This is a genomic window from Snodgrassella sp. ESL0304 (assembly GCF_013344995.1).
GTDB classification, from domain to species: Bacteria; Pseudomonadota; Gammaproteobacteria; order Burkholderiales; family Neisseriaceae; genus Snodgrassella; species Snodgrassella alvi.
The window spans coordinates 140,416-166,237 of record NZ_JAAEDR010000014.1 but is presented as its reverse complement, the minus strand read 5'-3'; the positions used below and the strand labels follow the sequence as shown (position 1 = coordinate 166,237).

The 25,822-nt window shown below is 42.1% G+C and carries 18 protein-coding genes; 12 read left to right on the top strand and 6 right to left on the bottom strand.

Annotated elements, in window-relative coordinates:
• The first annotated feature begins 72 nt into the window (after positions 1-72).
• The 4 genes from GYX91_RS07455 to GYX91_RS07440 all read left to right on the top strand — a co-directional run bounded on the left by GYX91_RS07455 (position 73) and on the right by GYX91_RS07440 (position 3,262).
• Entirely contained in the window at positions 73-522 is a 450-nt protein-coding gene (locus tag GYX91_RS07455) for a pilin (protein WP_096765601.1), read from the top strand.
• Between the two features lie 150 nt (positions 523-672).
• Complete coding sequence (locus GYX91_RS07450) at positions 673-1,134, top strand: pilin (RefSeq protein WP_110414402.1); 462 nt, start codon at positions 673-675, stop codon at positions 1,132-1,134.
• A 155-nt stretch (positions 1,135-1,289) separates the two neighbouring features.
• Entirely contained in the window at positions 1,290-1,748 is a 459-nt protein-coding gene (locus tag GYX91_RS07445; RefSeq protein WP_174830583.1) for a pilin, read from the top strand.
• A gap of 524 nt (positions 1,749-2,272) precedes the next feature.
• A complete protein-coding gene (locus GYX91_RS07440) occupies positions 2,273-3,262 on the top strand; it encodes a sulfatase-like hydrolase/transferase (protein WP_174830459.1) in 990 nt (329 codons plus the stop codon).
• Between the two features lie 180 nt (positions 3,263-3,442).
• On the opposite strand, the gene waaA is transcribed toward GYX91_RS07440, so the two are convergent.
• The 3 genes from waaA to GYX91_RS07425 form a co-directional block, all read right to left on the bottom strand.
• Positions 3,443-4,732: a lipid IV(A) 3-deoxy-D-manno-octulosonic acid transferase gene (gene waaA, locus GYX91_RS07435; protein ID WP_174830457.1), complete on the bottom strand. Its 1,290-nt coding sequence runs from the start codon at positions 4,730-4,732 to the stop codon at positions 3,443-3,445.
• A 138-nt stretch (positions 4,733-4,870) separates the two neighbouring features.
• The gene (gene smc / locus GYX91_RS07430) at positions 4,871-8,350 is read right to left on the bottom strand and encodes a chromosome segregation protein SMC (RefSeq protein ID WP_174830455.1); all 3,480 of its coding nucleotides are present in this window, start codon (positions 8,348-8,350) and stop codon (positions 4,871-4,873) included.
• 125 nt (positions 8,351-8,475) lie between these two features.
• On the bottom strand, positions 8,476-8,883 hold the full coding sequence (locus GYX91_RS07425) for a MerR family DNA-binding protein (protein WP_025331111.1): 408 nt from the start codon (positions 8,881-8,883) through the stop codon (positions 8,476-8,478).
• 110 nt (positions 8,884-8,993) lie between these two features.
• Here GYX91_RS07425 and GYX91_RS07420 point away from each other — a divergent pair, with 110 nt between their 5' ends.
• From GYX91_RS07420 to GYX91_RS07405, 4 genes are all read left to right on the top strand, one after another.
• Positions 8,994-9,200: a heavy-metal-associated domain-containing protein gene (locus GYX91_RS07420; RefSeq protein WP_025331110.1), complete on the top strand. Its 207-nt coding sequence runs from the start codon at positions 8,994-8,996 to the stop codon at positions 9,198-9,200.
• Between the two features lie 39 nt (positions 9,201-9,239).
• Entirely contained in the window at positions 9,240-11,450 is a 2,211-nt protein-coding gene (locus tag GYX91_RS07415; RefSeq protein ID WP_174830453.1) for a cation-translocating P-type ATPase, read from the top strand.
• A 289-nt stretch (positions 11,451-11,739) separates the two neighbouring features.
• Positions 11,740-13,491: an ABC transporter ATP-binding protein gene (locus tag GYX91_RS07410; protein WP_174830451.1), complete on the top strand. Its 1,752-nt coding sequence runs from the start codon at positions 11,740-11,742 to the stop codon at positions 13,489-13,491.
• Positions 13,491-15,248 carry an ABC transporter ATP-binding protein gene (locus GYX91_RS07405; RefSeq protein ID WP_174830449.1) on the top strand — a complete coding sequence of 586 codons (1,758 nt, stop codon included), beginning with the start codon at positions 13,491-13,493 and terminating at the stop codon, positions 15,246-15,248. The genes GYX91_RS07410 and GYX91_RS07405 overlap by 1 nt, the downstream gene beginning before the upstream one ends.
• Before the next feature lie 423 nt (positions 15,249-15,671).
• Here the strand turns inward: GYX91_RS07405 and GYX91_RS07400 are convergent, their stop codons facing one another.
• Positions 15,672-16,277 carry a TetR/AcrR family transcriptional regulator gene (locus tag GYX91_RS07400; RefSeq protein WP_025331106.1) on the bottom strand — a complete coding sequence of 202 codons (606 nt, stop codon included), beginning with the start codon at positions 16,275-16,277 and terminating at the stop codon, positions 15,672-15,674.
• 205 nt (positions 16,278-16,482) lie between these two features.
• Between GYX91_RS07400 and GYX91_RS07395 the strand changes: the two genes are divergently transcribed.
• From GYX91_RS07395 to GYX91_RS07385, 3 genes are all read left to right on the top strand, one after another.
• Positions 16,483-17,493: an SDR family oxidoreductase gene (locus GYX91_RS07395; protein ID WP_025331105.1), complete on the top strand. Its 1,011-nt coding sequence runs from the start codon at positions 16,483-16,485 to the stop codon at positions 17,491-17,493.
• Positions 17,494-17,747: 254 nt separating this feature from the next.
• The gene (locus GYX91_RS07390) at positions 17,748-18,977 is read left to right on the top strand and encodes an MFS transporter (RefSeq protein WP_174830447.1); all 1,230 of its coding nucleotides are present in this window, start codon (positions 17,748-17,750) and stop codon (positions 18,975-18,977) included.
• Between the two features lie 838 nt (positions 18,978-19,815).
• Positions 19,816-20,901: an SIR2 family protein gene (locus tag GYX91_RS07385; RefSeq protein WP_174830445.1), complete on the top strand. Its 1,086-nt coding sequence runs from the start codon at positions 19,816-19,818 to the stop codon at positions 20,899-20,901.
• 31 nt (positions 20,902-20,932) lie between these two features.
• On the opposite strand, the gene rimL is transcribed toward GYX91_RS07385, so the two are convergent.
• Positions 20,933-21,484 (bottom strand): 50S ribosomal protein L7/L12-serine acetyltransferase, encoded by a 552-nt coding sequence (gene rimL, locus GYX91_RS07380; protein WP_086309040.1) that lies wholly within the window; start codon positions 21,482-21,484, stop codon positions 20,933-20,935.
• A 138-nt stretch (positions 21,485-21,622) separates the two neighbouring features.
• On the opposite strand from rimL, the gene GYX91_RS07375 reads away from it, so the two are divergent.
• Entirely contained in the window at positions 21,623-21,772 is a 150-nt protein-coding gene (locus tag GYX91_RS07375) for a hypothetical protein (protein WP_174830444.1), read from the top strand.
• 142 nt (positions 21,773-21,914) lie between these two features.
• Here the strand turns inward: GYX91_RS07375 and GYX91_RS07370 are convergent, their stop codons facing one another.
• Positions 21,915-25,745 (bottom strand): DUF3683 domain-containing protein, encoded by a 3,831-nt coding sequence (locus GYX91_RS07370; RefSeq protein ID WP_174830443.1) that lies wholly within the window; start codon positions 25,743-25,745, stop codon positions 21,915-21,917.
• Positions 25,746-25,822: the final 77 nt, after the last annotated feature.

Below are 25,822 nucleotides of genomic sequence, written 5' to 3'. Positions count from 1 at the left end.
CAAATATAATAATGAATATTACATTTGCAAATTAGTCGGACAATCAATCAAATTTAAACATTTAAAAACATCATGAGTTTACATCACCAGGGTTTTACATTAATTGAAATAATGATTGCAATAGCAATAATAGGGATACTGACTGCCATTGCCGTGCCCGCTTATCTGGATTACAGTGCAAAAGCTCAGCTTGCTGAAGCAGCAGATCTGGCAGGAAACCTGAAAGCGCAGGTTTTAGATAGTTTACAGAACCAAAAATGCCGGGCACAAAATCCATCAGAGTATAGCTATAAAGGAAAATACGGAATTGCAGAGATTACGACAGAATTTCCTGTCGTGAATGCTCAGCATTCTGCTACTGCCAGAACAGGCTGTTCTATTCGATATACGGTATATTCGCAGAATGCTTCATTTGTTCTGGTAAATAAATATCTCGAATTGGATGTACTGAGGAACGGAACATTAAAACTCAATAACGGCACTATAGAACAAAAGTATTTGCCTAAAGCTTTGGTTATTTAATCAGCCGCAGCATCATTGTTAAATTTAAATGAGTCTGTATACAAAATTTTGGATAATACAGATTTAATATTCTTTCGAAAATACATGTTATTTTAAGAAAATGGTATGTGTTTTGCTTTCATTTCTTTAAATATCTGATTTCGTCTGACAATGAAAATATATCTATTAGAAAAAGGCTTTACTTTAATTGAGTTAATGATCGTTATTGCTGTAATCGGGGTACTGGCGGCTATAGCGCTTCCTGCTTATAATGATTATATAGCTCGTACGCAAGCTAGTGAGGCTTCGAGTATGGCAGGGGTATTGAAATTACAAATTTTTGAAAACCTGCAAAATAATACATGTTTTGATTCAGGAACCAATTCTGTTGTGAGTCAGACCGGTAAATACGGTACGGCTACTATTGGTGGTAATGCATCAATATCATCAGGGGCTTCGGCTAATTCGGTTACGGGATGTACAATTACTTATAAAGTAAAAAGTACAGAAGTCTCTGCTGCTATTGCAAATAAAATATTGGTAGTGGATGTTTTGAAAAACGGATCCTTACGTAAAAATAGTGCTTCAACCATAAATAATAAATATATTCCAAGAGCATTTCTAAATATTTAAAATTTAAAAATCAAAATATTATCTTACAGATACATTTTTGTATTTAAAAAATAATTAAATTTTAAAACTTGGCATGAAATTTGCTCCAGTATTATATAAATTGATGTATTAATGAATTTTCAACCGTTTTGTAAGATGGAGAATAATATGAAAGCATTCCAAAAAGGTTTTACTTTACTTTAATTGAATTGATGATTGTAATTGCAATTATCGGTATTCTTGCTGCAATTGCCGTACCTGCTTATTCTGATTATATTGCCCGTTCTCAGGCTTCAGAGGCTTCCAGTCTGGCTGCTGGTCTGAAAACTCAGATTATTGATAATTTGCAGAATAATAATTGTAAGTCAGGTGACAATAATGCACTTGATGCCACCATTGACGAACAAACTGGTAAATACGGTAAAGCAACAATCGGTGGTGATGCTAAAGCCGGCAGTCTTTCTGCTAACGCTCCAACAGGCTGTACAATTACATATGAAGTAAACAAAACGAAAGTATCTGCTTCTATTGCTAGTAAGAAATTAGTATTAGATGTATTGAAAAATGGTTCACTGAAGAAAAATGCAAGCTCAGATATGCCTGATAAATATATACCTAAAGCATTCACAATCTAAATACTCAGGAAATCTATACATACAAAGCCGCGGTAGCGGCTTTTTTTTTCATTAAGCATATATACATATGAAACGAATTAAGTATGAGTTTTGATAAGAATTTTCCAACAATTATTAAAATAGCAAATCTGTTAAAGTTTTATTTTCCATTACGATTTTGGATTTTTTTATTACTTTATTTATTAATAACCAATGGTTTGTTCTGGCTGGCTCATATTTTTGTTTACTCTGAAAGATATATTATTGTTTTAGAGTATATATGGATTTTGCCCTTAATATTCCTGCGCAGACGCTGGTCATTAATATTATTTGCTCTGGCATACACGGTAGTATATATATTTGATATTCTGTACTGGATTAAACAATTTTATCATTATGATAATATTGTCGAGTTTATTGAGATTTTACGTTTTATTCCTCATGCCCCGAAATTATACTGGTTATTTATAGCAATATTTGTTCTGTATTTAGCAATAAGTCTGTTTCTCATACTTAAATATATTGTTCGGCTATGTTCTGGCAGAATGATATGGTCATTGGGCTTACTGTATCTGATTTTTGCAGTTTTCTTCTTTGATTATCGCGGGGTCAATCTATCCAATCGTTATCAGACAACTGGCTGGTGGGGAAGTTATTATGAAACGATTCAAAATCTGAAATTCAATCATGAATTTTTCTGGCGAGGTACGGTTAAACCGGAATTTTATGACTGGCCGCACGGCGGTGTATTGCAAAAGCAGATTGATATGCAGAATCCGCCTAAAAAAATATTGTTCATTCTAAATGAGTCGTGGGGAACGTTTATACCTGAACACGGAGCTGTTAATCCGTCTGTTGATGCTCCGTTAATGAATATTCCGAATGTGCAGTTAATTGCACAGGGAGAAAATCCCGCACTGCACAGTACTATTATGGGAGAACTGCGTGAGTTATGCGATTTAAAAGCTAAAAGTTCTAATTTTGTTCTGGGTCCGTTTGATAAATTCAAACAATGTGTTCCTGTACACCTGCAAAAAGAAGGTTATCTGGTTCAGGCTTTTCATGGTTCATATTCTAAAATGTATGACCGTAAAGACTGGTATCCGCATATGGGTCTGCAAAACGCCCGTTTTTTCCCGCAATTCAGTAATATCAAACAATGCCATTCATTTCCCGGCGCTTGTGATTATAATATTGTGCATGATGTGTCTGCCGCAAATAAAGCTGCGCAAGGCAAATCATTTATCTATTGGCTGACACTCGACACTCATCATCCGTATTCTGAAAAGGATATACTTGGTAATTATACTTATGATTGTAAACAGCCGATATTTGACGGCCGGCAGGAGGCATGCCGGAATCTGAATTTACAGCATCAGTTTTTTACTGTGCTTGCCAATGAAATTAAGGCCGGAGGTTTTAAAGACACAGACATAGTGGTTGTTGGTGATCATAGTCCGCCAATTATTCTGGATAAATATAAGGACAGTTTTAAGGAAGATTCTGTGCCATTCACTCATGTACGTGTACATTAACCTAGTATTAAAAAAGCCGGACGAATTTTTGTTGTCCGGCTTTTTTTATTTGCTTAGGAAATTCAGTATGCAGTTTATCGGCTAAATATAAAATTTGTTAATTAATATTAATAGAAATCGGTATTTATATAAGATTTTCTATGATCTCAGTTTAATTTTAAATCTCTGATTTTTTAAAATTCAATCAGCTGATTGTTCATTGGTATGACTACTCAGACAATCATAAATGGTTTGTGCCATGCGCTCACTTGCTCCCTGATGCTGCCGGATAAAGGCTTGTGCACTGGCAGACATCTGCTTTCTTTGCTGTGAATCATCCAGCAAAGCCAGGGTTGTTGCTGCCCAGTCTTCTGCAGACTGAATTTGCCTGGCTGCTCCTGCGGCAATTGCTTTGGGTGCGGCGTCGGCAAAATTATAGGTAGAAGGACCAAACAGAGTAGGGAGTTTACACACAATCGGTTCGATAATATTATGGCAGCCGCTGTCGACCAGACTTCCGCCTACAAAGGCAATATCGGCACATTCATAGTAGGCAAACAGTTCGCCGATACTATCACCTATCCAGACCTGAGTCTGTTCGGCGATATTCTGGTTATCACTGCGTTTTTGGGTAATAAAATTCAGTTTTTCGGCATATTCGTAAGTTGGCTCAAAGCGCTCAGTATGACGCGGAACGATAATCAGCAGGATATTGCCGGTTTTTTGTTTTGCCCATGCATCAAGCAGTAACTGTGCTTCGTCTGTGCCGTGATAAAAGCGGGTACTGCTGCACACAACTACCGGTCTGTTACCACTACGCTGTCTGAATGTTTGTGCCAGTTCAGCCATTTCTGCCGGCGGAGTAATATCATATTTGGTATTACCACAGACCTGAATATTGGCTGCACCGATTTGTTTAAGCCGCTGAGCATCCGCCTCAGTCTGGGCGTAACAGCCGGTTAACGTGCCCAGAGCCGGCGCAACCAGTGAGCGTACTCTCAGATAACCGTGCAGAGACTTTTCGGATAAGCGCGCATTAGCCATAAACAGCGGAATCTGATTGTCGGCGCAGACATTAATCAGATTCGGCCAGATTTCTGTTTCCATTAATACGCCGAATACAGGCTGGTGATCCCGGATAAATTGTTTAACCCAGGATTTTTTATCATAAGGCAGATAACGGCATTGTGCTTCAGGAAAAAAATGCTGTACTGTGGCACGACCGGTAGGCGTGGTTTGCGTCATCAATAATGGTTTATCCGGAAAATGTTTTTGCAGTGCACGGATAAATTGTAATGAAGCGCGTGTTTCACCAACAGAAACTACATGAACCCAGATGCCGTGTTTTACCGGATCGGGATAAGGTTTGCCGAAACGTTCAGACCAGTTAAGCGCATATGCCGGTGCCAGCGCTGCACGCCGGCGTAAATACCTGCGTAAAAAGGGAGGTGCTATCTGCCATAAGATTTGGTATAAAAAATTCAGTAGCATAGGTATTGCTTGTAATGGTCTGTTGCAGGGAATTATAAATTAAAAAAAGCTGATTATCAGGAATGATTCAGTAAGCATCATGAGTTGAAAAAGCAGAGGCTGTATTGTGCGGTTAGTGCCATTCTGTTATCTGCGCACTTAAGCTTCAGCCATATCCAGTGCCTGGCGGATATTGACTTCAACAATACGCGAAACACCTTTTTCCTGCATGGTTACCCCTACCAGCTGCTCGGCCATTTCCATCGTCAGCCGGTTATGGGAAATATACACGAACTGAGTCTGTGCCGACATTTGCTGAACCAGATTGCAAAAACGGCTGGTATTGGCATCATCCAGCGGAGCATCTACTTCATCCAGCAGACAGAACGGAGCGGGATTAAGGCTGAACAGGGCAAAGACCAGACTCATGGCAGTTAAGGCTTTTTCTCCGCCGGAAAGCAGATGAATAGTACTGTTTTTCTTGCCCGGCGGGCGTGCCATAATGGATACGCCGGCGCTGAGTAAATCATCGCCGACCATATCCAGTCTGGCCTCACCACCACCAAATAAGGTAGGAAAGTAGCTTTGTACTTTTTCGTTTACCGCATCAAAAGTAGTTTTAAAGCGGGTTTTGGTTTCTTCATCAATTGTACTGATGGCTTCTTCCAGTAACGCAATAGCCGCCTGTACATCCGCTGTTTGTGTCTGATAATACTCAGCGCGCTCATGTGCTTCTTCCAGCTCCTGTAATGCCGCCAGATTAACCGCACCCAGTGCATTGATTTTCTGTGCCAGTGCCGCAATTTCCTGATTTAATTCCGGTACAGCCTGCTGTGACTGATTAAACAGTTCGGCTAATGCCTCCAGATCAGCCTGATTTTGCTCAAGGGTTTGATGAAAACGTCTGGCATTCAGCAAGGCTTCCTGTTGCTGCAACAAGGCAGTCTGAGTATCGGCCTGTAATTGCGGAAGCTGGCTGTTGAGATTGTGCTGCTGTTGCTGTATGTGCTGTAATTGCTGCTGGAGCTGCTCAAGCACTTGCTGTGCAGTTGTACACTGTTCAGTAGCTGCATCGATTTGGGTATTCAGTTCTTCAGTTTGCAGAGTTTGTTCGTCTTCCATTTCCTGCTCGGCAATCCCGAGTGCAAGCTCGCTCTGACGTTCCTGCCAGCGTTCCGTTTCGCGTGCAATACGCTGCTGTTCCTGTGTGGCAGTCTGAATCCGCTGTTGTAAGCGTACTATAGCCATTTCTACCAAACCCTGCTGCCGTCGCGCTTCCAGCAATGCCAGCTGGCTCTGTTTCAAAGTTTGCTGCTGGTTTTGCTGGCTGGCAGTATGATTTTGTAATTGCGGACGCAATTGTTCTACCGCAAGTGTAAGATTTTCAGTATCAGCCTGCGTTTGTTGCTGTACATGCTGCTGCTGTGCCAGCTCACTGATGATTTGTGCGCTTTCCTGCTGAATATGTTCCTGCCGCAATTGCCCCTGACTGGTGCGTGCCAGTAACTCAGTAGCCTGAGCAGAGGCTGTTTGCCAGCGCTGTTGCTGCTGTTTAAGCTGTTGCTGACACTGATTCAACCGTTCTTCCGTACTCTCAAGGTTGCGCTGCGCCAGCTGCATGGTTTCTGCAGCCTGCTGCAAAGGTTGTTCCAGTGCTAGCAATGCCTGTTGCTGTTCGCGCAATTGCTGCTGCTGTTGCAGCAGACCGGTGCCATTATCTTCAGCATACAATGTCACACTGATGGCATCTATGCAGTGGCCTTCAGGAGTAATAATAAGCTGTTGTGCCTGTAAATCAGTCTGTCCGAGCAAAGCCTCTTCCAGTGTTTCTGCACAAAATACCTGTCCGAGCCAGTATTGTATGGCTTCGGAAAATGGAGCCTGAACTTCTATATGCTGTAAAAGGGCATTTGTTGCCCATTTTTGCCGGTTGGTTTCAGCTGCCTGATTGACCCAGACGGTTGTGTGTTCTGGCAGAGTATCTCCAGGTTGCAGCTGTTCGGTATACAATGCCTGTAGTCTGTGTCCGAGGACAACGGTTGTCGCATGCTGCCATTTTTTGGCAACCTGCAAATGTTGCCATAATAAAGGAATATTACTGTCGGTTTCGTTTTCTGTATTGCTGCGCTCAGCTTGCGGAAGCATGGCTGTTAACGCTTCTACCTGCGCGTTAAGGGTAAGCTGCTGCTTGTCCAGCTGCCGGTATTGTTGCTGAGCCAGAAGCAGTGCTTCCCGTGCGCTTTCACGCTGCTGTTCATATTGCAGCAGGTTCTCTTCCAGCGTAGTTACAATCTGTTCCAGCTCTGCTGCTGTCTCACGGGCGGTTTCCAGCTCTCCGTTTTGCGGTAAGGCCAGTTGAGTCAGCTCTTCTTCCAGACGCTGTCGGCGCTGCTGCAATTGAGCAATGGCCGCTGTCGCATGCTGGTGCTGCTGCTGTCTGATGGCCAGTTCACGTTCCAGACGTGCCAGCTCATTTTGCTGGTTCTGACGAGTGCGCTCGCCCTGATGAGCCAGTTCTTCCAGTTCCGGCATGCGCGCTTCATGTTCCGCGGCCTGTAAAGCCCATTCTTCACGCTGTAATTGCTGTTCTTCCAGCTCTGAACTGGCCGATTCCAGTTGCTGCTGTTGCTGAATATTTTCATTGTGCAGGCGTTGCAGCTCAGTTTGTGCCTGAGTCTGTTCACGGGCAATACGCTGCTGCCAGTCACGCCGGTGGCGAATCTGTTCTTCCAGCCGTGCCCATTGTTCGCGCAGGCCGGCACGCTGCATTTCAGCTTCGCGTACTCGCTGTTGCTGTTGCTGTTCCTGTTCGCGCAGCTGCTGTAATTGCTGTTCCAGTGTTTCCAGTTGCTGCTTCAGCGATTCCTGTGCATTGCCATGCTGCTGGTAAAGTGCTGTCGCACTGTCTGCCTGATGCAGAGCCTGCTGCCACTGACTGTAATCAAATAAATTCTGTTTATCGGCTATCTGAGTTTTCAGTTCCTGATAGCGTTGTGCGGTATTTGCCTGTCGCCTGAGTTTTTCTACCTGACGATCAAGCTCGCTTTGTAAATCGGCCAGTCGCTGTAAATGTTCACGGGTATCGGCAAGACGATTTTCAGTTTCACGGCGGCGTTCTTTGTATTTAGACACGCCGGCGGCTTCTTCGATATGGGCACGCAGCTCTTCCGGCCGTGCTTCAATGATGCGGGAAATCATTCCCTGCTCAATAACGGCGTAACCGCGGGCACCGACGCCAGTTCCGAGAAACAAATCGGTAATATCACGGCGGCGCACAACCTGATTATTAATGAAATAAGTAGAATCGCCCTGACGGGTCAGCTGGCGCTTTATCGCCACTTCGGCATATTGTCCCCATGCTCCCTGAAGCTGACCGTCACTATTGTCAAATACCAGTTCGACACTGGCACGCGGTGCCGGCCGGCGGGTATTGGCACCGTTAAAAATTACGTCCTGCATGCTTTCGCCGCGCAACTGCCTGGCAGAAGCCTCTCCCAGCACCCAGCGCACAGCATCAATCACATTGCTTTTGCCACAGCCGTTTGGTCCGATTACCGCTACCAGTCTGCCCGGTACAGCAATCGTGGTGGGATCTACAAAGGATTTAAAGCCGGAAAGCTTGATATGGGTAAGACGCATAGCAACAATAAAGCCCGGGAAAAGTGCCGAAAAGCGACTATTTTAGCTTGTTTTAAGTAAAAAGACAGTTTTAGTTACCATGAATAACAGCTAGTCCTGAACGGATAACACAAACCGGAGCCGGCTTAACTGTGATTACCGGCATAACCATGCTTATCCAGCCCGTCGATAATCGCACAGTGTGGTGAAGCATCACCGCCACAGCGGTTGTACCAATTTTCCAGAGTCTCTTTCATGCTGGATAAATCATTAATTTTCTGGTTAAGACGCTGTATGTGCTCGCCTGCCAGTGCTTTGACATCAGCACTGGTGCGTTGTGGATTGTTGCGTAATGCAAGCAGCTGGGCAATCTGTGCCAGCGAAAAATCTACTTCGCGGGCATGTCTGATAAAGCACAGTGTGGCAATATCGGCTTCACTGTAATCGCGATAGCCGTTACTCTGGCGTACAGGCTGAATCAGTCCGGCAGCCTCATAATCACGAATGGTTTTACTGGATAAACCGGTTAATTTTTCTGCAGCACTGATATTCATAAGATAAAAATCTGAATTTGCATATGTAAAGCTTGACTCTATCACAGTGTTAAGGTTTAAGCTGTACTTTATCTACTTTTTATTAAACCCGAATCCATAAGGAGACAGAAATGCAAATGGTTCAGTTTAAAATTGACGGCATGACCTGCGAAGGTTGTGCCAAAAGTGTGACATCAGCACTACAGGGCAGCCCGGGTGTGGAAACTGTGGCGGTTAATTTTGCAACCGGTATTGCCGATATCGGCTTTGACGACAGCCTTACTAACGTAGATACCCTCAAAGCCGCGGTTGAAGCTGCCGGTTTTGATGTAGTTTAATCCTCAGATATGCGGCTGGAAAACACGAAGGACAGAACCATGGAACAAACTCAGCACACTAACGGCAATACAGCCGAAACAGCGCGCTTTGCCATTGAGGGCATGGACTGTCAGGCCTGTGCCAACCGCATAGAAAAAGTATTGCGCCGGCAGCAGGGTATTATTGCTGCCGATGTAAACTTTGCCAGTGATGAATTACAAACCTGTTTTGACAGTAAGCTGCTGAGTACGGCCGATATAGTTCAGATAGTGGCAAAAACCGGATTTAAAGCCACAGCCGTAACCAGCGCCAGTATAGAAGCACTGGCTGAAATGCAGAATGAGGAGCATAAAACGACAGCGATACCGTGGCGTCTGGCAGTTATCTGGATCATTGCTCTGCCTTTTGTTATCGGTATGCTGGGCATGCTGCTGGGACAGCACTGGATGCTGCCGCCATGGTGGCAGTTTGTTCTCGCTTCGATTATCCAGCTTGGTCTGGCGTGGCCGTTTTACAATAGTGCGATTAAATCCCTGCAAGGCGGCGTAGCCAATATGGATGTACTCGTGTCTCTGGGCACGGTCGCTATCTGGCTCTATTCCAGTATTATGCTGTTTAATCATCAGCATGATGCGCATCAGTTTATCTATTTCGAAGCCAGCGTGATGGTAATTGCCTTTGTTTCGCTGGGCAAATATCTGGAACAGCGGACTAAAAAGCAAAGCCTTAACAGTATGAGCATGCTGCTGCAACTGACCCCGAAAATGGTGCGCAGACAAACAGACAACGGCTGGCAGGAAGTACCGCTCAGCCAGATACAGAAAGGTGACATCCTGCAAACCAATGCCGGCAACCGCATCGCTGCCGATGGCATCGTGCATAGTGGTGAAGCATGGTGTGATGAAAGCTATCTCACCGGTGAATCTAAACCATTACTGAAACAGGCTGGTGATAAAGTACTTGCCGGTGCATTACTGAGCAACGGCAGTATCACCTATCAGGCACAGACCCTCGGCAGCCAGACTCTGCTGGGTGACATGATGCAGGCACTGGCGCAGGCACAGGGCAGTAAAGCACCGATTGCAAGGCTGGCTGATAAAGTATCCATGGTATTTGTGCCTGCCGTAGTTGCCATAGCCGTATTAACTTTTATTCTGAACTGGTGGTTTGGTGGTGATTTTAACGAAGCAGTGACCCGCGGCGTAGCCGTACTGGTAATTGCCTGTCCATGTGCGCTGGGGCTGGCCACACCGGCCGCGATGATGGTGGGTATGGGGCGCTCGGCGCGGTACGGAGTATGGTTTAAAGATGCGGCTTCACTTGAGCGTACCAGTCAGGTCAATACGGTTGTACTGGATAAAACCGGCACTCTTACTCAGGGTAAACCCCAGATTGTTGCCCAGTGGCGAAATCCCGATTGTCAGTATGATGCGCAAACCATTCTGCAACTGGCAGCCGCCGCTGAACAGCTCACCACTCATCCGCTGGCGCAGGCGGTGATTCAGGCTGCTGAACAGCAAAACCTGCCGGTACTGACCGCCAGCAATAGCCACAGCGAAATCGGGCAGGGTACACAGGCGCAGGTAGACGGGTATGGCGCGGTAAAAGTCGGTAATCCTGCCTGGTGCGGTTTCAGCATACCCGGGCAATTACAGCAGCAGGAAATCTGGCAGATTGCCAGTATTGTGGTTGTCGCTATTAATAATGAAATAGCAGGTGCATTTGCTATTGCTGATGCTTTAAAAGAAGACACTGTCAGTGCAATTAAACGCTTACAGCAGCAAAATATTGATATTCATATTATGAGTGGTGACCAGCACAGTGTAGTTGAATACATTGCCAAACAACTGGGTATCAGCTATTATCAGGCAGAAATGAATCCGCGTGCCAAGGCCGAAGCGGTGAGAGCGCTGATGCAGCAAGGCAAGGTAGTAGCGATGGTCGGTGATGGTATTAACGATGCGCCGGCACTGGCCGCGGCGGATGTCAGCTTTGCCATGTATGGCGGGGCAGATGTGGCCACCAATACTGCTTCAGCTACGCTGATGCGCCATTCGGTGACTCAGGTAGCCGATGCCCTGGCTCTAGCTCACGCTACTGTACGCGTTGTTAAACAAAACCTGTTTTTTGCTTTTTTCTATAATATTCTCGGTATCCCGCTGGCTGCAATTGGCTGGCTCAGCCCGGTAATCGCCGGCGCGGCAATGGCAATGAGCTCGATTTCAGTATTGCTTAATGCTTTGCGACTGCGAAAAAGCAGGCTGGACTGAATAATAAATTTTCTGTGCAGGCAGATAAATCGCTGCTTGCATAACAATAAAAATAAAAATATCAGTTTCTTAACCCTACCAATAAATCTGCAACTAAAGTAGTAGTAGTCTACTTTGGCAATGTATTTTTTTATCTGTCTGATTGTAAATAATTTATCAGATGATAATCAATTGCCGGATATATGATTTAAAAGAATCATAACTTAACGAATAATCAGAAGAAAACAGCTTTTTTTCTATTCGGATTTTCTTATTGCATGATAGATATGGGCTAAGGAGAAACTTTATTATGAATCATACGGATATATTTCTGCCAGTAAAGAATAAAGTATCTTATTCTATATTTTTGGCATCAATTGCTCAGGTGCTTAAACTGAGTATCTGGCTAATGTTGATCTGGGTCCTGTACCAATTAATGTTGGATGCCAGTGTTTTCCCGGGACTGCCCATTCTCTCTCTGCTTGTGCTGAGCATTCTTTTTTATACGCTGAGAACTTATGCCCACGATAAATCTCACTATGCGGCATTTGAACTAGAAGAAATATTACGAACCAGGCTTATCAAAAAAATCAATCAATTGCCAATTGAAACGGTTAGAAACATGGGCAGTGGGAATCTTGTTAAAACATTAATTGATGATATTAAAGAATTACATGCTTTTGTGGCTGATGCTCCGCCTTTAAAAGCTGAAGCATTCGTTACCCCAATTTTTACCTTACTCGTTTTATTTATCTTTAATTGGGTCTTTGCAAGCATTGTATTTGCAATCACTTTAGTTACTTTTCTGCTGCTGAGTTTTATCATGAAAAAAGCTAAGCTTTTAAAGGAAAGCTATAACAATGCAACTATTCAAATCAACGGTAAAATCATTGAATATATTCAGGGAATGAGTGCAGTAAGAACATTTGATGCCGGGGAGGGGGCATTCGGTCAATATCAAAAAGCGCTGGAAAATTATAGTCAGGTGGTCTTTCATTGGTTGCAATCTATGCGATTGTCTACAAAAATTGCCCGCAGCCTTTTCTCTGCTATGCCGATGAGTATCATATTAGTTGTTGGATTGAGCATAGCCCAGCTAAATGACCAAATCTCTTTTATCACGACGTTCTGTTTTTTATTGCTGGCGATCGGTATTGCAGAAAGTGTTTATCCTGTGATGAGCCTGTTTCAGATATTACAAAAGTCAAAGGCAGCAATAGAAAGGATATTTGAAGTTGAAAATCTGCCAATTTTAAAGGCTCCCACCAACCCGCTATTACCTGACAATAATGAGATTATTTTTAAAAACGTTGGGTTTTCTTACCAGAATTCTGGCACTGTTTTATCCAATATCAATATCAAAATTCCTGAAAATTCATTTACTGTTCTTATAGGTACATCTGGTTCTGGCAAGACAACGCTGGCTAATCTCATTCCTCGCTTTCTTGATACAACCTCTGGAACGATAACTTTAGGTGGCGTGAATATAAAAGATATTGAATACACTGAACTTATGTCGAGAATCTCATTTGTCTTTCAGGATAACTTTTTATTCTCGTGTTCGATCGCAGATAACATACGCTATGGGTTAAACGGTATCTCTGACGATGACGTTATTGAAGCCGCCAAAAAAGCTGAAATTCACGACTTCATTCTGACCCTTCCTGAACAGTATAACACTCTGGCAGGAGAAAGAGGGCAGCTATTATCAGGTGGTCAGAAACAGAGAATCACCATTGCCCGGGTTTTTCTGCAAAATCGACCAATCGTTATTTTAGATGAACCGACGGCTTTTTCTGATGCCCGAAATGAAGCTTTGTTGTTAAAAGCCTTTAACCGTTTAATTGATAGAAATAAAACTGTCATTATGGTAACTCACCGCTTATCGACGATTGTCAATGCCGACCAAATAATATTATTGGATAAAGGGATGATTAAAACTCATGGGACACATAATGATTTAATCGAAAATTCTAGTGACTATAAATTGTTGTGGCAAGAGTATAACAAAGCAAAAAGTTGGTCGATTCCAGTCAATAATTTGGCTGATGGAGAAAAGTGATGAAAGAGTATATTAATACACACACACGCACAACAAAATCATTGCTGACAACGTATACTGGCTTAATCAATGCGGCAGGTAAGCAAAAGAAAATATTGATCCGCAGTCTGATTTATACTGTGATTTCCTCTTGTCTGTTTGGCATTTCGCTGGTTTTACTATATCCCTTATTTGCTGCGCTAGAAGCCAAAAATATTACTGCAACACTCACTCATTTAATTATTGTCGTTGTTCTACTGGCGGGTAGTTTTATTTTTAAGGTGCTTTGTGAACGCTATGATGCGGATGGTTATTCGACCTTAGCCGTTACCGAGCTAAGGGAAAAATTAGGCAATAAGTTACGTAATATTTCCTTAGATTATTTAAGTCAGTTTAGATCTGGCGAAATAAATCACCTTATGATGCAAAGCGTAAATGAAGCGGCAGTATTTACATTTATGCTACTCAATATCATCATTACCGGCGTGGTTATACCACTGTCAGCTGCAATTGCCTTGTTATTTTACAGCTGGCAACTTTCTTTGATGATGCTTTTGGTTTTTCCAATGGCAATTCCACTCTATCTGTGGCGCAGGAAGGCCTATCGCAGAGGTTTTAGCATTCTGGCAGAAGCCAATGCAAAATTAAAAGGTGAAGCTGTCGAGTTTGTACAAGGACTTGATGTATTAAAATCGACAGGTCAAACCGAAGAAAAGATGACAGAGTTTGTTAAGGTAACAACAGATGTGGCAAATATACTGCGCATTGGCACGAAAAAAGGGGAAAAACCTAATTTAATTATAACCATCGTGATTCAAGCTGGTTTAATCCTTATCATCTCGTTAGGTGCGTATTTGGTAAATGCTGCAACCATTTCTTACCTCTTGCTAGCCTGCGTGTTATTAATCGTTGCCCGTTCCACAGATGTATTAAACTTTTTTGTACAAATGTCATCGATGCTTGAATCATTGGTTATAGGGTATGAAAAATTGCAGGGACTGTTGAATGCACCGTCATTACCTGAAAAAAAGGCAGAGATTATGCCTGAGCATTATAATATTGAATTTGAACGAGTTAACTTTTCGTACCGGAGTCAGGACAAGTACGTACTTAAGAATATATCCCTTCATATCCCGGAAAAAGCATTAACCGCTCTGGTCGGTGCCAGTGGCTGCGGTAAGACTACAATAACCAAGCTTATTCTTCGGTTTGCTGACGTAATATCAGGCAGTATTAAAATCGGTGGTATTGATATTCAAGATATGTCTCAGAGGCAGTTAATGAGTCTAGTCTCTGTCGTATTTCAGGATGTTTATTTGTTTCAGGATACCATTATTAATAACATCAGAATGGCAAAATTATCCGCTAGCGACGAGGAAGTCATCGAAGTTTGTAAACAGGCAAATTGCCACGAATTTATCCAGAATTTCCGCGACGGTTATCAAACACAACTGAATGATATTGGCAAAAGTCTCTCTGGTGGGGAAAGGCAGCGTATCTCTATTGCCAGAGCCATTTTGAAAAATGCACCTATTCTTATCCTCGATGAGCCAACTGCCGCTCTCGATACTGAGAATGAACTGGCAGTGCAAAAGGTGATTAATAAGCTCGTACAAGGAAAAACAGTATTAGTTATTGCCCATCGGCTTTCAACTATCATCGGAGCTAAGCAAATTGTAGTAATTGATAAAGGCGAAATAGTGGAAAGTGGTACTCATCAGCAGTTATTGCAACAAAATGGGATTTATAAGGAGTTTTGGCATCTCCAGCAAAATTAACCTCATCTGCTACCTTCTGCAAATTATGAAGTTATACAACTTAATGTTTTGCAATATTCTTAGTCGTTTGCTTATTGACTTTGAAATTGGGTAGTAAATTTTTAGAAAATTCCTTATTGTAAGTTTGATATGCAAAAGAGGACATTGTCTTTATCGTTTATTTGTTTGTTGATAATGGTTTTTCAGACCAGATTGGTTTATTTCTTATCTATCCGAGTATTCCTTATTTTATTAACGTCTAGGTAAGAGCTCACAACGATCAAAAAACTATCTACGGTTAAAATTCCATGCGCATATTGAATTGATGATGAGTTTACCTTATCCATTCGCAGAGTAACTGAAGGCACTATGGTAGTGAAGATTTAAATATGACATGCTTTAAGGAAATATCAACGGAATATCGATGCTCTTTTAGTGTCTATATTAGAGAGTTTTAATAGCATATTTTTCTTTTTCGATTAGTGAGTAAAGTACATGCTTAATTTGCTCACCAGGATTGCTGGCATTTTGTAAGATCAGTCCTTCGGTGAGGGCTATAAATATTTGAGCTAAAGATTCATTAGGTAAAGAGGGTTGTACTCCTTCTGATTTGAAAACAGCGCATATGATTTCACCTAGCGATTTATTGTTTTCCCGTTGCAGTTGGTTGTAGTACTGTTTGAAGTTTTGATCTCTGCTGGCAATAAGCTGCATTTCTATGTCTAAAATAACACAAATGGTGTTATTTTTTATTTGATCAACATAGCTGTTTAATCCATTTATCGAGATGGTATTATTTTCATTATCAATAGCAAGCGCTGATTTTAAGCTTAACCTTTCTTCTGATTTAAGTTTTTCTGTGAGTTGTAGTAATAAATCGTATTTGTTTTTAAAATTTGAGAAGAAAGCACCTTTTGAAAAACCTGCGCCTTCACTTATCGAGTTGATGCTTGTTTTATCAAAACCAAATTTAATAATTTGTTCTATTGCAGCTGCAAATAACATTTCTTTAGTTTCTTGCTGTTGCTGTGCTCTCGTTTTTCTTTGCATACTTTATATACTTCGCTACTTCATGTATTCCAAATATTTATACACTTTAAAACTGTTTTAAAAACGATAAATTATTCGATTAATAAATATTGCCATTTCTAAAAGATTAGAATAACATATATTTTTTGAGATACCAATTGGTATCTGAATTCTGTCTGGTATTTTACTTGTGCCGAACTAGGGCTATTTAATAAGGATTTTAGAAATGAACGTAGTGTTTGTAACAGGTGCAACAGGATTATTAGGCAGTAGTATTGTAAGAATTTTGATTGATCGCAATATTAAAGTAAAAGTATTGGCAAGGTCGGTAGAAAAAGCTAAAAAGCAATTTCATAGTCCTTTAGTTGAGATAATTGAGGGAGATATGTTAAACATAAAAGGCTTTACTGCGCATTTAAAAGGATGTGATGCTTTATTTCATTGTGCGGCTTTTTTTAGAGATAATTATAAAGGTGGCAAGCATTGGGATGAACTTTTTAATACGAACGTAAAGGGTACAGAACAAATATTAGAAGCAGCCTATGCAGCAGGAATCCGTAAGGCAGTTTATACCTCATCTATTGCAACTTTGTGTGGTAAAGAAGAGGAGTTAATTGATGAAACCATGCAACGCCCTGTAGAGGGTAGTGATAATTATTATAAAAGTAAAATTTTAGCAGAAGAAAAAGTTAAAGAGTTTTTAAGTAATCATCCTGATATGTTTATAACCATTGTATTACCTGGTTGGATGTACGGTCCTTTTGATATGGGACCAACTTCATCTGGGCAATTAGTATTAGATTATGTTGCTAGAAAAATGCCAGGTGTATTACCTGCAAGTTTTTCAGTCGTTGATGCTAGGGATGTTGCAGAACATCATATTGCTTCTTTAGAAAAAGGTAGAAGTGGTGAAAAGTATCTTGCAGCAGGGCGTTATATGGAAATGAAGGATATTTTTAAATTACTTGAAAAAAGCACGGGTGTAAAAATGCCAACTAAGCTTATCCCTTTATGGTTATTAAAGGCTATTTCAATGGGGCAGGAAATTTATCACGTATTTACACGTAAACCTATTTTATTAAGTTATTCGTCCGTGAATTTGATCGGAAATGAATACAAGCGCACACATTTTAGTCATGAAAAGAGTGCTAAGGAATTAGGCTGTCAATTTAGACCTTTAGATGAGACGTTTACAGATGTTGTCACTTGGTACAAAGAAAATAATTACATTTCTTAATAATTATTAGGTACTATATTATTTCTGGTGGGTTTATCTATCGTCTATTACCAATTATGGGGCTGTATTAGGACCAGTTTGTACAAACCGTATGTATTGCTTCACGGTTAATCAACCCTTACCAAATAGCGATGGTTACCCATTTATTTTTTCTGCAATCCTGGTATTGATATGCTTAATCCCGCTCTCTAAAGGATTAAAAATAGCAATCGCTGGACATAATTAATCTTTGTCACGTTGAGGTTTGTAATAAAATGTCCCATAAAGAGATCAAAAACATCCCCAAACAGATTCAGAAATTATTTTTTACTTTATATTACACGAGGTATATTGGCTCTGGATTTTTGGCTAGTGGTTTGTTTTTAATTTTACGCAATAAAGGTATTGCGCTGGATAAATTAAGCCTTATTCCACTCATGTCTTTGCCACTTAGCTTTAGAGTGTTATGGGCGCCGTTTATTGATAAATATTTAAAAACATCTTCAGGCCATTATCGGAACTGGCTGTTGATTGCGCAATTTTTGATGATATTGGGTTTATTTGCGATTGCTTTTATTGATCCGGTTAATAATTATTTATTAGTTTTGTTGGCCATTTTATTTTTTTCATTTATTATCCTCACGCAAGATTTGGCGTTGGCAAACTTAACCAGCAACATTTCTGAAGAGCATGAGAGAGGTCTTATTGCTAGTCTAGATGTTAGCGGTTTTATGTACGGCAATATTATCGGTGGGGCCATTGTGTTGGTGCTATATTCTTACACAAGCTGGAGTGTCTGCATAATTTTTCTCTCTGGGTTTTTGGCATTTTCATTTCCATGGAGGCAAATATGGTTTTTTAATGAGTATAAGTTCAGTAAAAACAGTCGTATTTCTGAGACTACTGACAAAAATTATTGGAAGAATATTGTTTCAGCCTGGAAGGGAAAGAAAAGCTGGTGTGCTTTGCTGGTTATTATCCCTTTTGGCATTTCTCCCTCTTATAATCTGATGCCTCTAGCGCTGCTTGATAGCGGCTGGTCGTTAGCTAATACTGCCCTTTTGCTAAAATTATTCGGTACGATGATTTTGGTGATAACTATTTACGTTGGTATTCGTCAGCTTAGAAAATTGACCCGGAAACAAAGCTTGTCGTTTTCTATTATATTCTATGCTTGCTGTTTATTGTCATTTATCCCTATCTCGCTTGGTCATAATAATGCCTTGTTAGTTTATTTTTCATTTTTCCCGTACTTTGTTAGTTTGCAGTTTGTTCGTACCTGCCTATATACCATTATTTTGGATAATGCTGCCAGTAGTGTAGCACCGACTACAGCCGCCAATGCTCAGATGGCAATTTTGGGGGGCTTTGATTTAATCGTTGCATCCTTAAGTTTTTATTTTGCTCAAACGTGGGGATATTTTGTCATAATCACTGGTTCTGTTGTGATCGCTTTTTTTGCCGCATTTTTGGCAACCAGAGTCGTCCAAAATCAGTCCGATTAGCATTAACACTATAGCTATTAAAACATTAAGTAACACGATGACATTCAATCAACAAAATTTTTCTATCAAAAAAATTATTTGAACCGTCCGTTACTTATTTGCCGCAATAAATTATTTAGCGTATTAGGAAATTTACTGAGCAAAAAGATGTGGCTAACTCTTATAACAGAGAAGAGTCAGATAATATCTTTTCGACTTTAATCATTCCTGAAACGCTCGCAAGTATCGAATCCTATATTGATAATGTAAAAAATACTATCATTCCTATTTGGTCTCATTGAGCAAACCGAACGTATCCAGGGCATATGACCAGCCGCATGCCATCGTTAATTCCAGAAATGGGTCGATTAATCCAGACATTAAATCAAATTATAGTTTAGCTGGAAACCAGCAGAAGATTAACACTGCCAGAGCATCAGTCGCTTAAATTATTGCATAAGGCAGTATTTAACTATAATGATGATTTTTAAGCGGATGTTAATCAGAATTTTAGTATAACACCGAGGATTTTTATTAATAGCTAGTTGATTACTACGCTTAATTTTTTTTAAAACTAAGCTTGTTTATGCAAGCTGGAAATTATTTCTTAGCTTCTGCTAACCCATGTTAAATTCAAGCAGCCGGAATAGGGATATTGACAGCTATAACGGTGTTTTTTAGAGTAAAATTACACTTTATTGATGCTGATTACACTATAGATAAGCCGTGTTTGTTTGATTAAGTCAGTTTTGAAATTTACAGCAGCTATTTTGCTGAACTAGCAGTAAATTCACTTAACAGAAAATGTCTAACATGGTTTTTTGCTGGATTAATTGATTTCTCAATGGGGACACAGACTATGACCGAAAGAGATATTACCAAAATAACTGATTATCCCTTAATTCAAAAGCTGGCACAGGCATTATGGCAGAAAGAAGATTATGGTCATGGGGTAGCTATTATGGTAGGGGCGGGCTTTAGCCGCAGTGCTGCTGTAACACAGGATATCAATAAGAAAATGCCACTCTGGGCAAATTTGGCTGAAAAAATTGCTCAAGAACTTGGAGAGGAGGAGCATACAGATGCTTTACGTCTGGCACAGATATATCAGGATTACTTTGGTAAGCAGACGCTATATGATTTATTGAAAAATGAAATTGATGATGAGATATGGCAGCCGGCAGAGCTTTATCAGCAGTTATTAACCTTACCCTGGACTGAAGTATTAACCACAAACTGGGATACATTGCTGGAGCGTGCAGCCAGAGAGATATATGAACCTATCTATAATATTGTCAGTAAACAAGAGGATTTAGCCTGTTGTCATTCTCCCCGGATTGTAAAATTACATGGCACAATTAATCTCAGTAGCGATTTGATTTTTACCCAGGAAGATTACCGTCATTATCCGCAGAAATACGGCATTTTTGTTAATTTTGTCCGGCAGGTGTTTTTAGAAAACGAATTATGTCTGATAGGCTTTTCAGGAGATGATCCGAATTTTCTCCAATGGATAGGCTGGGTAAGGGATAATCTTCAAAGCAATGCGCGACGTATTTATCTGGTAGGAGCATTGAATTTATCTTCTGCTAAACGTAAGTATCTGGAAAGTTTGAATGTAGCTCCTATTGATTTATCTGAGCTTGTTGCCGATATCGATGATAGAGATTTAAAACATAAAACGGCAATTGAATTGTTTTTAACACAACTGTCAAACTTAGAGGTAAAGAAAGTCTGGGATTGGTTTCCTAAACAATTCGATGAAATTATTAAGCTTTATTCACGTAACCAAGGAGAAATAAAATTAGATGAAGCTCTTTCCGCTTTAAGAAAGGATAGAGAATCATATCCAGAATGGATTATTTGTCCTAATTTTTTAAGATTAAGTTTAATAGTACAAATATATAGATTCTGGTTTTTAATCCCTGATATTTCTAGACAATGAGTAATCATTTTGTTACAGCTTGGTGAAAATTTTAAATATATGTTGAAATTAGACCATAAATATTTTGATCATGATAAATTCCATTTAAGTATTCAGCCTGTTTTAGAGTTCCTTCATAACTAAAACCGCATCGCTTAGCAACCGCATTACTTTTAGGATTATCCACTGAGCATTTAATAACAAATCGTTTAATTATTTTTTGTGATGCATAGTAATGAGTAAGTGCTTGAATTGCTTGTGTCATAACACCTTTACCTTCTGCTTGGCTATTGAGCCAATAACCAATATAGGCTGTCTTATTGTTTTTATCTATTCGATTGAAAGACAGTAAGCCGACAGGGTTATTATTTAGTAAAATTACATAAGTTTTGGTAATATCTTTTTGATGCTCGACTGAACAATTATCTAAAAAATTTGATGTGTCTGCTTCATTATTAACAAACTTAGGCCAAGCCATAAATTGACTAAAACTATCACGATTAACATCAATAATATTGTATAACTTAGTTGAGTATTGTCGATCTGATGGCACTAAATGAATATGTTCATTGACAAAGATACTTTGTTGATTGGTATTTGTCATTAATTATTCCTTTAAGAGAGTATAACCAATTCTGAGTTAATATAAATTGAAGTATATGTTAGAAACAAGTTACTTTATGAATTAGTGTGGAGATATGGAATAATTTTTTATTATGATATTCGTAAAAATATTCAAACCATGTTACTGGAAATATGTGACCCTGCTATGGATATTCTGAATCGAAGCCAGCAACCGATTACAGAGTTACAAAATATTCTGGAAGAAGCTAAAAATGATGCATTGTCAGAGGTACGTTTTGCCGAAACTGATGAATTTTATAAATTATGAATAAATTAATCTGCTAAACCATATTAATTAAAGTGCCAATGAATAAAATATTTATATTTTAGTGCTTTATTTTCAGCTATAGAAATCAGACTTAATAAAAAAGGTTGCTATTTAGTAAAGTAGCAACCTTTTTTAATCCTATTTACAGTAACACCCGCTCAATCCCTCCGTTACTGGCTTTCTGCACAAATTCATCCTGCCAGTTTTCGCCCAGTATATGTTTGGCCATTTCAATTACTACATAATCAGCCTTGATATTTGCATCATCAGTATAACGGCTCAGGCCTTGCAGACAGGCGGGGCAGCTGGTGAGGATTTTTACTGGTTCGCCCTGAGGCAGCTTGGCTTTGCCTTTTTCGATTTCCTCCTGTTTGCGGAAGCGTACCTGTGTGGCGATATCCGGCCGACTGACGGCAAACATGCCGGATTCACCGCAGCAGCGGTCTGACAGAGGTACGTTCTGCCCCATCAGCTCATTCACAACTTTTATCGGCTGGGTGGTTTTAATCGGGGTATGGCAGGGGTCGTGATAGAGGTACTGACGGCCTTTTACGCCGTTCAGTTTCAGCCCTTTTTCCAGCAGGTATTCATGAATATCGAGTATGCGGCAGCCGGGGAAAATTTTATCGAAGTGATAATCTTTGAGCTGGTCGTAACAGGTTCCGCAGCTTACAACTACGGTTTTGATATCCAGATAGTTCAGGGTATTGGCTACACGATGGAACAGTACGCGGTTGTCCATGGTGATTTTATCGCCTTTGTCTTTATTACCGCCGGCGGTTTGCGGATAGCCGCAGCACAGATAGCCCGGCGGTAAGACGGTTTGGACGCCTACATGCCAGAGCATGGCCTGAGTAGCGAGACCTATCTGGCTGAACAACCGCTCGGAGCCGCAGCCGGGAAAGTAGAAAACGGCTTCGGCTTCATCGCTGATCTGCGGATTGCGGATAATCGGTACGGTGGTGCTGTCTTCGATATTCAGCAGGGCACGGGCTGTTTTAATCGGTACGTGGCGCGGTAAAGGGCGGTTGATAAAGTGTATTACCTGTTCGCGGATTTCCGGCTTGGCGGTGGTGGCACGTGGCGCGGTTTTCTGGCGCTTCAGCCAGCCAAGGCTAAAGTGCTTACCCATTTCATAGCCCCAGTTTTGCAGTCTGAAGCCGGCTTTAACCACGCCTGTACGCAGGGCTTTGATGGTTCTGGGGTCGGTGGCGTTAAGAAAGGCCATGCCCATGTATACGGTGGGATTGAATTTCTTTTTACCGGCTTTGCGCAGGTAGTTGCGCATGGCTACGGTAACGTCGCCAAAGTCGATTTTTACCGGACAGGGTTTTATGCAGCGGTGGCACACGGTACAGTGATCAGCCACGCTGTTCAGTTCATCAAAATGTTTCAGGGAAACGCCGCGGCGGGTTTGTTCTTCGTACAGGAAAGCTTCGGTAAGCAGACCGACACCCAGAATTTTATTGCGCGGTGAGTACAGCAGGTTAGCGCGCGGTACATGGGTACTGCACACGGGTTTACATTTGCCGCAGCGCAGACAGTCTTTGATGGAGTGGGCAATTTTACCCAGCTCGGACTGTTCCATAATCAGCGATTCTACGCCCAGCAGCTCAAATGAGGGTGTATAGGCTTTGTCGAGGTTGGCACCGGGCATCAGTTTGCCGCGGTTAAAATGGCCGTGCGGGTCTACCTGCTGTTTGTAATCCCAGTAGGGCTGCATTTCTGCCTGTGTCAGGTAGTCGATTTTGGTAATGCCGATGCCGTGCTCACCGGAAATAACGCCGTTAAGGCTGCGCGCCAGTGCCATGATGCGGTCTACGGCATGATGAGCAGTTTGCAGCATGTCGTAGTCGTCGGAATTAACCGGAATGTTGGTATGGACATTGCCGTCACCGGCATGCATATGCAGGGCAACGAAAACACGGCCGCGGATGATATGGCGGTGAATTTCGTCGAGTTTTTCCAGTATCAGGGTATCGGTTTTGCCGCTGAATATTTCGGCCAGCGGCTGCATAATGTCGCGTTTAATGGATACGCGCAGATGAAAATCACGCATGGCGATAAAGCAGCTCTGGTCGCCAGCCGGTTCGTTGTCTTCGAGTTTTTGCGGAAAATGCTGCAGATAATCGGCCAGTGGTGTGTCGAGATGGTTGAGCAGCCATGTCCAGCGGGTCTGAATACCGGTGATGTAATCAAGGGCATGCTGTTTGCGGGAGCCGAGCAGCTCGGCGCTGGAAAGGTCGGTATCGAGTTTATCTACCGGCAGTTTGGTTTGCAGATATTCGATGATGGCCGCGCACAGGGCAAGTTTGTTCTGAATCGACAGCTCAATGTTGATGCGTTCGATACCGTCGGAATAGCTGCCAAGCTGTTCAAGAGGGATAACAACGTCTTCATTGATTTTAAACGCATTGGTATGGCGGGCGATGGCGGCCGTACGTGAGCGGTCGAGCCAGAAAGTTTTGCGTGCTTCAGGAGTAACGGCGATAAAGCCTTCGCCGCAGCGGGCGTTGGCCAGCCGCACGATATGAGCTGCTGCTGCCTGTACTTCATTTTCATCATCTGAAACGATGTCGGCCAGCAATACCATTTTCGGGCGGCCTTTGCCGGCTGCCTTAGTAGCATAACCAACGGCGCGCACGTAGCGCCAGTCGAGATGCTCCAGCCCCGCCAGTTTGACGGTTTTATGGTTAAGCATGTAGTTGCGCACTTCGACGATGGACGGGGTGGCATTGGCTACGGTGCCGAAAAACTCCATACAGATGGTACGGGTGTATTTGGGCATGCGATGCAAAACGAAAGCAGCAGAGGTGATGATGCCATCCGTGCCTTCTTTCTGCACTCCCGGTACGCCGGCAAGGAATTTATCGGTAACGTCTTTACCCAGCCCCACTTTGCGGAAACGCTGCCCGGGTACTTCGAGACGCTCGGTTTTAAGGATGCTGTAGCCGTCGTTATCAAGGGTATGTATGTCAAATATGGCGGTGGTTTCGTCGTGGATTTTGCCGAAATTATGGCGTACACGTTCTATTTTCAGCCATTGCCCCTGAGGGTTGACCATTTTCCACCACGCCAGATTATCCAGAGTGGTGCCCCACAATACGGCTTTTTTACCGCCGGCATTCATGGCTACGTTGCCGCCGATACAGCAGGCATCGGCAGATGTCGGGTCTACGGCAAAAACCCAGCCGGCAGCACTGGCCGCTTCTTCTACACGGCGGGTAACTACTCCGGCACCGCAGGTAATTACCGGATGAGTGCCTTCCAGCCCGGGCAGTTGCTGTAAGGCAACCGGGCTGTACTGGTCGAGTTTTTCGGTATTGATTACGGCGCTCATGGCGTCCATCGGAATGGCACCACCGGTATAGCCGGTACCGCCGCCGCGCGGAATGATGGTGAGCTCCAGCTCAATTAAAGCGCGTACAAGCGGTGCAACTTCTTTTTCGTGATCCGGGTTGATAACTACAAAAGGGTATTCAACACGCCAGTCGGTAGCATCGGTAACGTGGCTGACGCGCGCCAGCCCGTCGAACATAATGTTGTCTTTGTGGGTGATTTTACGCAGGCGGTTGAATACCTGTTCGCGTTTACTGCGGGTTTTGCCAAAGCTGCTGTCAAAATCGCTGATGGCCTGCTCTGTGCTTTTTATCAGCTGCTCGACCATCTGGTTGTTGTCGCGCCGTTTCTGAATTTCGCTGAGGCGGTGGCGCATTTCTTTAACCAGCGCCTGCTGGCGATGCTGGTGTTCGAGCAGGTCGTCAATCAGGTAAGGATTGCGGATAACTGCCCAGATATCTCCGAGTATTTCAAACAGCATTCGTGCTGAGCGACCGGTTCGTCTTTGCTCGCGCAGCTGTTGCAATAAATCCCATGAATGGCTGCCGAGCAGGCGAATGACTATTTCTCTGTCGGAATAAGAGGTGTAGTTATAAGGGATTTCGCGTATACGCTGACTGGCTTGTGTGCTCATTAAACGTGTTCCGTTCCGCTCTGCTGGCGTTAAATTGGTAAGGCTGTAAATTGGTTATTTTAACTGTTTACTTTACT